This window comes from Nocardioides sp., from assembly GCF_031422975.1.
In the GTDB taxonomy this organism is placed as follows: domain Bacteria; phylum Actinomycetota; class Actinomycetes; order Propionibacteriales; family Nocardioidaceae; genus Nocardioides.
Window position 1 is genome coordinate 1 of record NZ_JANPEO010000443.1, and the last position, 5,788, is coordinate 5,788.

Below are 5,788 nucleotides of genomic sequence, written 5' to 3' on the forward strand. Positions count from 1 at the left end.
AGCGACGCCGACCTTTGTTATCTGGTCGCGCGGGTGCCGCGGACAACTATCATGCTCGGGTAGAGGGTCGACGGGCTGCCGGCCTCGGCCGTGGCCTGGCCACTGCCTGACGCGTAGACACGCGGACATTGCTGCCCTGGCGAGGACCAGCAGAGCGTGTACCCCCGGCCGCCGCGCGACCAATGTCCGCGTGTCTACGCGTGGGCGCGGAGCAGGGGGCGTCAGTCGCGGTGAGACTTGCCGGGCAGGTCCAGCATCCGTTGCAGCGCGACGAGCGCGTGCTGCTCGGTTGCCTCGTCGACGGTGATCTGGTTGACGACCTGGCCGGCGACGAGTGACTCCATCGCCCACACGAAGTGCGGGAGGTCGATGCGGTTCATCGTCGAGCAGTAGCAGACGTTGCGGTCGAGGAAGACGATGTTCTTGTCCGGATGAGCGTCCGCCAGCCGCTTGACCAGGTTGAGCTCGGTGCCGATGGCCCAGGTGGTGCCGGGCTCGGCCGCCTCGATGGTCTTGATGATGAACTCGGTGGAGCCGACCAGGTCGGCCTTGAGGACGACCTCGTGGGTGCACTCGGGGTGCACGAGGATGTTGATCCCCTCGTGCTTGGCGCGCAGCGCGTCGATGACCTCGGGGGTGAAGCGGCCGTGCACCGAGCAGTGGCCCTTCCACAGGATCATCCGGGCCGACTGCAGCTCCTCGGAGGTGAGGCCGCCGCCGGGCTGGAGCGGGTCCCACACGACGCAGTCGTCGAGGGAGAAGCCCATCTTGAGCACCGCGGTGTTGCGGCCGAGGTGCTGGTCGGGGAAGAACAGGATCTTCGCGTCCGGCTTCTGCTCGAGGGCCCACTCGAGGGCGACATCTGCGTTGGACGACGTGCACACGACGCCGCCGTTGCGGCCGCAGAAGGCCTTGATGTCGGCCGAGGAGTTCATGTAGGTGACCGGCACGATGCTGTCCTGGACGCCGGCGTCGGCCATCGCGTCCCAGGCGTCCTCGACCTGGCCGAGGCGCGCCATGTCGGCCATCGAGCACCCGGCGGCAAGGTCGGGGAGGATCACCTTCTGGGAATCGGCGGTGAGGATGTCGGCCGACTCGGCCATGAAGTGCACGCCGCAGAAGACGATGAACTCGGCGTCCGGCCGGCCGGCCGCGTCGCGCGCGAGCTTGAACGAGTCACCGGTGACATCGGCGAACTCGATGACCTCGTCGCGCTGGTAGTGGTGGCCGAGCACGAACACGCGCTCACCGAGTGCCTCCTTGGCCGCGCGGGCGCGGGCGACGAGGTCGGGGTCGGAGGCGGCGGGCAGGTCGCCCGGGCACTCGACGCCTCGTTCGGAGGTGAGGTCGCGGCCCTTGCCCAGCGGGAGCAGCGGCAGGTCGATGGTGGTCATGCCATCAGTCTATTGGCGACCGATCACAGCAACGAGCCGTGATGCAGGTAGGGCGCTGGCGGCAGCATCCGCCGCAGGCACAGGTAGCCGCTCTGGTGCAGCGACATCCGAGCTGCCAGGCCGACGTCGACAGCCCATTCGTTGACCGTGGTGATGTGGTGCACCGCGACCGTCGAGCCCGGGGCGGACGAGCCGAGCGCCTCCCACATGACGTCCTGCGCCGTACGCCGCGTGGTGGCCGCGAGCAGGGACGGTGAGCCGGTGTCGTCGACGTAGGCGTAGCCCGCACCGTTGGCGCGTTCGCACACGACCAGCCGGAACTGGTCGAGCAACACCTCGTGGTCGGACAGGTGAGCGGCGCCGCGCGTCTGCCGATCGATCGAGTTGAGCAGGTCGATGTCACCGGCCGAACCCTCCCGGGCCCGCTCGACGACCGGGATCGCTCCGCGTTCCACGACTCCCGTGAGGAACATCTGCGGGTGCAGTGTGAAGCCCGCGAGCCGATAGCGGCGTACGGCGCCCGGGTCCGCAGTGGCGGCGAACATGCCGCGAAGGCAACCCCGGCCGTAGTGCATTGCCGCCGCGAGGAGCTGCAGGCCGATCCCTTGCCCCTGGTGGTCCGGCTCGACCGCGAAGGACGACAGGATCCACATCAGCTCGCGCACCCGGGAGGTCGCCCCGCCGACGACCTGCCCGTCGACCTCCGCGACCCAGCAGCCCCCGGGGTCCGTCGTGAGGGTGTGCCGGGTGCGATGGATCCATGCGGTGTTGCGTGACCGGAGGCGTGGCTGCGGGTCGGGCCAGGAGCGCTGGAAGGTGCGGGCGTCGACCTCGTGGTAGCTGGTCGCAGTGATCGCCGCCATGGCCTCGAGGTCGGACTCGCGAGCGGGCCGGATCAGCACCTGGGTCATGCCGTCATCCTGCCCTGCCCTCGAGGCAGGGGTCGGTCGGCATGACCCGACGGGTGCCCCATCGTGGGGGTGCTGGTACCCCACAATCGGGTGCCCAATCTGGGGGATATCAGGCTCGCCCGCGTACACGGACTCCCCCCCGGACGCACAATGATGACCACAAAGTGACCACGAGGTGACCGTAGCTCTGGTCCAGGAAAAGGGGGGGCAATGCCCGAACTGACTTCGACCTTGGTGCCCGTCGTGCCCATGCCCCGGACCGGGGTCCACACCGACCAGGGCCGGTCCACTCGCAGTGTCGTCGTCATCGACGACCACTCCACCTTCGCCGAGCTGCTCAAGTTCGCGATCGACTCGGACTCCGAGCTGCGCTGCCTGGGCGTCGCCGCCGACCTGGTCAGCGGACTGCGCCTGGTGGCCACGCAACAGCCGGACCTGGTGGTCATGGACTACGAGTTCAGCAATGACGAGGGCGACGGGTTGACTGCGACGGCCGCCATCACGTCGCGCTTTCCGGGGATCCACGTGGTGCTCCTGACCGGTCACGCGGACTCGACTCTGGTGCGGCGTGCGGTGGAGGCCCGGGCCAGTTCGGTGCTGCCCAAGAACGGCTCGTTGCGGGACCTCATGGACGCACTGAAGTCGGCGGGGAAAGGTGGCCTGCTGGTACACCCTGGCCTGCTCGGGCCGGCCAAGGGCCCCGCTGGTGGGGGTGATCGCAGGGACCGCACGGAGAACCCGCTCAGCCGCCGGGAGAGGGACGTGCTGGCGATGCTGATGCTGGGGATGCGCAGCGATGCGATTGCGCAAGAACTCGGCATCACGACGAGCACATGCCGCGGCTACATCAAGGCGCTCTTGTGGAAGCTGGGGGCGCACTCACAGCTGGAAGCAGTGGCCATAGCCCGGCGACGGGGCCTTGCACTAGACACATGATCATCCGGGTCCATCACAGGCAACTGACGCACACACCCCGGTCAGTCGTTCAGTCGGCGCTGGCCCGGTTCGCGCTACTCAGCTTCGCGACCCTGGTGCTCCTGGGAATCACGACGGCGCTGGTCAGTCGGCACATCGCCAGGGACGAGGCCATTCGAGATGCTCGCTCCCGCAGTGAGGCCATTGCCCACAGCGTTGCCGCTCCGCTCGTCAATGCAGCGGTTCGGAGCCGGGATCCGGAGGCCATGCGGGCACTGAATGAGGCCATGGAAGCCCGCTTGCGCTACGGCTCGGTCAGTCACATCGTGCTGTGGGACGCACAGGGGCGAGTCCTGTGGGCCGACGACAAACAGGCCGTGGGCAAGCTGTTCGCCTTGACCGACAAACTCGAGGACCTGGTGCTGAGCGGGGGCTCGCTCCTCGTGGAGCCTGGGGAACGCCCCGAGCATCCGGGGCGCGAAGAGGGCGAGCGCGAGCTGTTGGAGGTCTATGTCGCCGGCCTCGACGAGGACAGTGTCCCGTTCCTGTTCGAGGCCTACGTGTCGCCCGAGAGGCTCGATCAGGACTATCAGGCGATCTTTCGCGAGTTGCTGCCCGTGAGCCTGGGCATGCTTCTGCTCCTCGAGTTCGCCACCCTGCCGTTGGCCATCTCGCTGGCCCGCCGCATCGACCGGGTGAACGGTCACCGCTCGACGATTCTCGAGCGGTCCCTGCGGTCGTGGCACGAGGAGCGCCGGGGCCTCGCGCAGGAGCTTCACGACGGGGTGATTCAGGACTTCTCGGCGATCAGCTACGCCCTGCCAGCTGTGATCGACCGGCTGCCGGGCGACGCGTCAGCGGACGCCGCTCGAGACGTCGGACGCCGGATCAACGCCCTCCTGGAGAAGAGCCTGGTGGCCCTGCGGTCCATCGTGGTCGACCTTGCCCCCGCCGAGCTCGACGGTCCTGGGCTTGTCGCGGCGCTGGAGTCGTTGAGAAGCCAAGCCGCCCACGTCGGGCTGGAGGTCTCCGTTCAGGTGGATCCGGACCTGGAACTGGGGGAGACGGTAGGAGGGCTCGTGTATCGCGTCGTTCGCGAGGGGCTGCGCAACGTCGAGAAGCATGCCGAGGCCAGATCTGTGGTCGTCGAGGTCAGCCGCCGTGGCGAACTTGTCGAGGTCCTCGTGACGGACGACGGCCGAGGTGTCGTTTCCGAGGTGGCCGAGGAGGGACACGTGGGGTTGCGTCTGCTCGGGCAGTTCGTCCGGGACCTGGGCGGCACGCTCCATCTCGGCGAAGGCCCGACAGGCGGCGCGGAACTGTGTGTCACGATCCCTGTTGCCTTGCCGGGACTCAGCGACGATCCCGGCTGAGCGTGAAGCTCCGAACGCTGGGCAACGCACCCCGTATGGGGGGTGCCGGGGTGCGTTGCTGTCTGGGGGGATGGAGCCGTCGCGGTCCTGAGGACGAGACGCTCTCGACACGACGGCGCGGGGCATCCGTGCGTTGCCGCACTCAGGACGAGCTCCCGCGCTGGTGGTGGGCAGGTGGGTCGTCGAGTGTCAGAGCAGGGCGCACGCCCCACGCCGTGATGGTCAGCGCCACCATGGTGATGGCGACCGTCAACCATCGACCGGGGGAACGAGCCGACCTTCTTCCTGCTTCGGCGGTGATCGGGGCAGTGGAGACTGCGGTACGCCACGCCAGGGCGGCCGCTCCGAGCTCGAGCAGGCAGCTCGCCAGGTCCGGCACCCCTACGGCCTCCGGCACGCGTAAGTCGGCCGGCCCCACAGGAAGGCCCACCGTTCGAGAAACCAGCCAGACAGCGACGGTGACGACACCGGTCAGCACCACGGCCTGGGCTGTTCGCCGTCCCCAGGCATAGATGACGGCCAGAGCCAACGCCGTCTCCACGCCCACGAGCGCCAGGAAGAACAGTCCTGCCACCACCCATTGGGCGAGGTGCTCACCCATCACGGTGCTGTGGATGAGCGCCGAGCCACCCAGGGCGACGCAGGCCCCTGGGCGAGCGGACGCCCAGAAGCCCAGGTCGTCGAGTTCGCGTCGAGTGCTCGTCATCAGCGGAGGGTGCGCGCGCGGTGGAGATTGCCTCGACGGCGCCCGGCTCAGCATGTGCTTCCGTCGACCAGGAGGAACGAACAGGTGGTCGCGGGGTCCAGCACTCGTTGCAGTCCCCACACGCCGACCGCCGTGAAGGGGCGTCGCACGTCGCCGTAGAAGTAGTCGCCGGGCTGACGAGCGGTGCCTCCTGCGCCACCGAGCACATCGGCGTCCACCGTCTCCCACGGCCCCATCCCCTGCGTGGCGGTGAGGTTCGACATCTCCAGGAACCGGTCGCGAGGCCACTGGAGGCCGCCCAATCCGAACACGTGGGCGTTCTCGCTTCCCGGTGAGACCAGCACGTGCACGAGCATGGGGTCGCCGGCGTACGCCCTGAGCCACGGGACAGTCCCAGGGTCCCGGAAGGCTTGGGGTCCGTCGCCGGCAGGAGCCGCTTGATAGTTCACCAGTGACCGCCCGGCCCGTGCGTCGGTCGGATAGGGCATG

At 68.6% G+C, this 5,788-nt stretch carries 6 protein-coding genes; 2 read left to right on the forward strand and 4 right to left on the reverse strand.

What is annotated here, in order from left to right:
* Positions 1 to 221: 221 nt before the first annotated feature.
* Together nadA and RMO85_RS13330 are read right to left on the reverse strand one after the other, a co-directional pair.
* Positions 222 to 1,394: a quinolinate synthase NadA gene (gene nadA, locus RMO85_RS13325; RefSeq protein ID WP_310529209.1), complete on the reverse strand. Its 1,173-nt coding sequence runs from the start codon at positions 1,392 to 1,394 to the stop codon at positions 222 to 224.
* 23 nt (positions 1,395 to 1,417) lie between these two features.
* A complete protein-coding gene (locus RMO85_RS13330; RefSeq protein ID WP_310529210.1) occupies positions 1,418 to 2,305 on the reverse strand; it encodes a GNAT family N-acetyltransferase in 888 nt (295 codons plus the stop codon).
* Positions 2,306 to 2,515: 210 nt separating this feature from the next.
* Here RMO85_RS13330 and RMO85_RS13335 point away from each other — a divergent pair, with 210 nt between their 5' ends.
* Together RMO85_RS13335 and RMO85_RS13340 are read left to right on the forward strand one after the other, a co-directional pair.
* Complete coding sequence (locus tag RMO85_RS13335) at positions 2,516 to 3,241, forward strand: response regulator transcription factor (protein ID WP_310529211.1); 726 nt, start codon at positions 2,516 to 2,518, stop codon at positions 3,239 to 3,241.
* Complete coding sequence (locus RMO85_RS13340) at positions 3,238 to 4,593, forward strand: histidine kinase (protein ID WP_310529212.1); 1,356 nt, start codon at positions 3,238 to 3,240, stop codon at positions 4,591 to 4,593. The genes RMO85_RS13335 and RMO85_RS13340 overlap by 4 nt, the downstream gene beginning before the upstream one ends.
* Positions 4,594 to 4,735: 142 nt before the next feature.
* Here the strand turns inward: RMO85_RS13340 and RMO85_RS13345 are convergent, their stop codons facing one another.
* Together RMO85_RS13345 and RMO85_RS13350 are read right to left on the reverse strand one after the other, a co-directional pair.
* Positions 4,736 to 5,299: a hypothetical protein gene (locus RMO85_RS13345; RefSeq protein WP_310529213.1), complete on the reverse strand. Its 564-nt coding sequence runs from the start codon at positions 5,297 to 5,299 to the stop codon at positions 4,736 to 4,738.
* A gap of 47 nt (positions 5,300 to 5,346) precedes the next feature.
* On the reverse strand, positions 5,347 to 5,788 hold a 442-nt coding region (locus RMO85_RS13350; RefSeq protein ID WP_310529214.1), incomplete at its 5' end, for a hypothetical protein.

Coding starts and splice junctions, on each gene's coding strand:
- RMO85_RS13340 (WP_310529212.1), top strand. CDS start 3,238: ATGATCATCCGGGTCCATCACAGGCAACTGACGCACACACCCCGGTCA.
- nadA (WP_310529209.1), bottom strand. CDS start 1,394: ATGACCACCATCGACCTGCCGCTGCTCCCGCTGGGCAAGGGCCGCGAC.
- RMO85_RS13330 (WP_310529210.1), bottom strand. CDS start 2,305: ATGACCCAGGTGCTGATCCGGCCCGCTCGCGAGTCCGACCTCGAGGCC.
- RMO85_RS13345 (WP_310529213.1), bottom strand. CDS start 5,299: ATGACGAGCACTCGACGCGAACTCGACGACCTGGGCTTCTGGGCGTCC.
- RMO85_RS13335 (WP_310529211.1), top strand. CDS start 2,516: ATGCCCGAACTGACTTCGACCTTGGTGCCCGTCGTGCCCATGCCCCGG.